The organism is Streptomyces capoamus, assembly GCF_014654935.1.
GTDB lineage: Bacteria > Actinomycetota > Actinomycetes > Streptomycetales > Streptomycetaceae > Streptomyces > Streptomyces capoamus.
The window spans coordinates 1131-5179 of record NZ_BNBF01000059.1 but is presented as its reverse complement, the minus strand read 5'-3'; the positions used below and the strand labels follow the sequence as shown (position 1 = coordinate 5179).

At 74.7% G+C, this 4049-nt stretch carries 2 protein-coding genes; both read left to right on the top strand.

What is annotated here, in order from left to right; all coding sequences use genetic code 11:
* Positions 1–3747: non-ribosomal peptide synthetase (locus IE312_RS37710; RefSeq protein WP_189986818.1), on the top strand; the 3747-nt coding region annotated here is incomplete at its 5' end.
* Between the two features lie 6 nt (positions 3748–3753).
* A partial coding sequence (locus tag IE312_RS37705) for a condensation domain-containing protein (protein WP_189986817.1) occupies positions 3754–4049 on the top strand: 296 nt, incomplete at its 3' end.

The window sequence follows — 4049 nt, the reverse complement described above, 5'->3', positions numbered from 1 at the left end:
GGGGAGTATCTGGGCTGGCTGGCCCGGCAGGACCACGCCGAGGCCGCCCGCGCCTGGAAGGACGAACTCACCGGAGTCGAGGAACCCACGCTGCTGGCGCCGCAGGGCGACGGCGAGGGCAAACCGGAGGGCCTCGGCCGGGTCAAGGTCGACCTGTCCGTCGACGAGGCCCACGCGGTGGCCCGCCGCGCCGCGGAACTCGGCGTCACCGTCAACACCCTGGTGCAGGCCGCCTGGGCGCTGCTGCTGTCCCGGCTGACCGGCCGCGACGACGTGGTGTTCGGCGCCACGGTCGCCGGCCGCCCCGCCGGCCTGCCCGGCTCCGACGAGATGGTGGGCCTGTTCATCAACACCCTGCCGGTCAGGGTGGGCCTGGCACCCGGGGACACCGTCCAGGAGGTGATCACCAGGCTCCAGAGGCACCAGACGGATCTGCTCGACCACCACTACTACGGGCTGTCCGACATCCAGAACGACGCTGGTCTCACCAGTCTGTTCGACACGATCGTGATGTTCGAGTCGTACCCGGTGGACCGCGAGGGCCTGAGCGAGGCCCACGGCGAGGCGGGCATCGCCATCACCGGCCTGCGCCCGTTCGCCGGCACGCACTACCCGCTCACCCTCAACGCCGCCGCCGACCCCTACCTCCAGCTGTCCCTCGACTACCAGACGGACGTCCTCGACCAGGCCGCCACGGCCACCGTCGCCGCCCGCTTCGCGCGCGTCCTGCGGCAGATCACCGAGGACCCGGGCACCGCGGTCGCCGCGGTCGACGTGCTGGACCCGGCGGAACGGCACCTGCTGCTCAGCGAGCTGAACGCCACCGCCCTCGACGTCCCGGCGCCGTCGGTGCCGGAACAGTTCGCACGGCAGGCCGCGCGCACGCCCGACGCGCTCGCGGTCGTCAGCGGCGACCGGCAGCTGACCTACCGGGAACTCGACGTCCGCGCCAACCGGCTGGCCTGGGAGCTGCGCGCACGCGGTGTGGGGCCGGAGTCCCTCGTCGCGGTCGCCCTGCCCCGCTCGGCCGACCTCCTCGTCGCCCTGCTCGCCGTGTGGAAGGCCGGAGGCGCCTACGTGCCGGTCGATCCCGGGTACCCGGCCTCGCGCACCGAGTTCATCCTGGGCGACGCCCGGCCCGTCCTCGTCCTCGACGAGGCGGAACTCGCCAGGGACCTGGGACACCACCCCGCGACGGCCCCGCCCGCCGGGGCACCGGACCCCGAGACGGCGGCGTACGTGATCTACACCTCGGGCTCCACCGGCACCCCGAAGGGGGTCGCCGTCCCGCACGGCGCGCTGCGCAACTTCCTCGCGGACATGCGCACGCGGCTGCCCCTGGGCCCCGAGGACCGGCTGCTGGCCGTGACCACGATCGCCTTCGACATCGCGGCGCTGGAGATGTACCTGCCGCTGGTGTCCGGCGCCGCCGTGGTCATCGCGGACCGCGACCAGGTCACCCAGCCCGCCGCCCTGCTCGACCTGGCGGCCCGGACCGCCGTGACCGCCGTACAGGGCACCCCGTCCTTCTGGCAGATGATCCTGCAGCACCGCCCGGAGGGCCTGGCGGGCCTGCGGATCCTCGTCGGCGGCGAGGCCCTGCCCGCCCACGTGGCCGACGCGCTGCGCACGCACGCCGCCGCGGTGACCAACGTCTACGGCCCGACCGAGACCACCATCTGGTCCACGGCGGCGCCCGTCGGCCCCGGCCGGCCCACGATCGGCGGCCCCATCGCCAACACCCGCGTGTACGTGCTCGACGCCGCCCTGCGGCCGGTGCCGCCGGAGGTCGTCGGCGAGCTGTACATCGCCGGCGACGGACTGGCCCGCGGCTACCTGGGCCGGTCCGGGCTGACCGCCTCCCGGTTCACCGCCTGCCCGTACGGTCCGCCCGGCGCCCGCATGTACCGCACCGGCGACCTGGTCCGCTGGAACGCCGACGGGCGACTGGAGTACGTCGGCCGGGCCGACTTCCAGGTCAAGGTGCGCGGCTACCGCATCGAACTGGGCGAGATCGAGAGCGTCCTGGCCGCCCACCCCCAGGTCGCCCAGGCCGTGGCGACGGTCCGCGAGGACCGGCCCGACGACCGGCGCCTCGTCGCCTACGTGGTGCCGGCGGCCGACGACGACGCACGGCGGGCCGGACAGGTCGAGGAGTGGCAGGAGGTCTACGACAACACCTACGAGGAGTCCAAGCAGGAGGCGTGGGGCGAGGACTTCGCCCTGTGGAAGTCGGCCTACACCGGGGAGCCGATCCCGGTCGCGCAGATGCGCGCCTGGCGTGACGGCGCCGTCGCGCGGATCCTGGCCGGCGGTCCCCGCCGCGTCCTGGAACTCGGTGTCGGGTCGGGTCTGCTGCTCGCCAAGGCCGTGTCCGAGGTGGACGAGTACTGGGCCACCGACTTCTCGGCCCCGGTCATCGAGCGGCTGCGCGCGCAGGTCGCCCGGGCCGGGTTCGCCGACCGGGTGCACCTCGCGTGCCGGCCCGCCGACGACGTCGAGGGCCTGCCGCGCGGCCACTTCGACACCGTGGTCCTGAACTCGGTGGTGCAGTACTTCCCCGACACCGCGTACCTGGAGCGGGTCCTGGACCAGGCGCTCGGGCTGCTGGCCCCGGGCGGCCGGCTGGTCGTGGGCGACGTGCGGCACGCCGGGACCCTGCGGCTGCTGCTCACCGCCGTACAGAAGGCGGCGCGGCCCGACGCCGGGCCGGAGGCGCTGCGGGCGGCGGTGGAGCAGGCCGCGCTGCGCGAGAAGGAACTCGTCGTCGACCCCGAGTGGTTCGTGCGCTGGGCGCGCGAACGGGGCGTGGGCGGTGTCGACGTCCGCGTCAAGCCCGGCCGGGCCCACAACGAGCTGACCCGGCACCGCTACGAGGTCGTCGTCCACAAGGACGCCGAGGGGGTGCGGTCGCTGGCCGGCGCCCGGACGGCCGCCTGGGACCCGGTCCGGGGGCTGGGCGACGTGGAGCGGCGGCTGCTGACGGCCCCCGACGACGGTCCGCTGCGGGTCACGGGCATTCCCAACGCCCGCCTGGTGCGCGAGCACGCGGACGCCGTCGCCGCCGGCCTGGCAGCCGGCGAGCCGGTGGACGGGCCGGGCGTCGAACCCGACGACATCGCCGCCTGGGCCGCCCGCCGCGGCTGGGGAGCGGTGCTGACCTGCTCGGCCGGCGCGCCGGAGCGGTTCGACGCCGTGTTCCTGCCGGACGGGCCCGCCGAGGGCGCCGCGCTGGCCGGCACCTTCCTGCCGACCGGCGCGGGCGGCCGGGCACTGGCCAACGACCCGGGTGCCGCCCGGGCCCTCGGCCCGCTGCTCACCGCGCTGACCGCGCTGCTCCAGGAGCGGCTGCCCGAGTACATGGTGCCGTCGGCGATCGTGCCGCTGACCGAGCTGCCCACCACCCCCAACGGCAAGCTCGACCGGCGCGCCCTGCCCGCCCCCGACTACACGGAGGCGTCCAGCGGCCGCGGCCCGCGCGACGAGCGCGAGCAGGTCCTGTGCGCCCTGTTCGCCGAGGTGCTCGGCCTCGAACAGGTCGGCATCGACGACGACTTCTTCGCCCTCGGCGGCCATTCGCTGCTCGCCACCCGGCTCATCGGACGGATCCGCACCGAACTCGGCGTGGAGATCCCGATCCGTGAGCTGTTCGAGTCCCCGACCGTCGCCGACCTCGCCGTCCGCTCCCAGGAGCGCTCGGCGAAACCCAGTCGGCCCGCACTGCGCAAGATGACCGTGGAGGAGTGAGGCGACATGATCCCCCTGTCGTTCGCACAACGCCGGCTGTGGTTCATCCACAGGCTCGAAGGACCCTCGCCGACGTACAACATGGCCGCGCCGCTGCGGCTGGTCGGCGACCTGGACGTGGACGCCATGCGCGAGGCCGTCCGTGACGTGGTGACCCGCCACGAGACACTGCGCACCCTGTACGCGGAGGACGCCGAGGGCACGCCGTTCCAGCGGATCGTGCCGGCCGGTGACGTGCCGGTGGAGCTGCCCGTCCTCGACACGGAACCGCACGAGGTGGAGCACCGGGTCCGCGAGCTGGT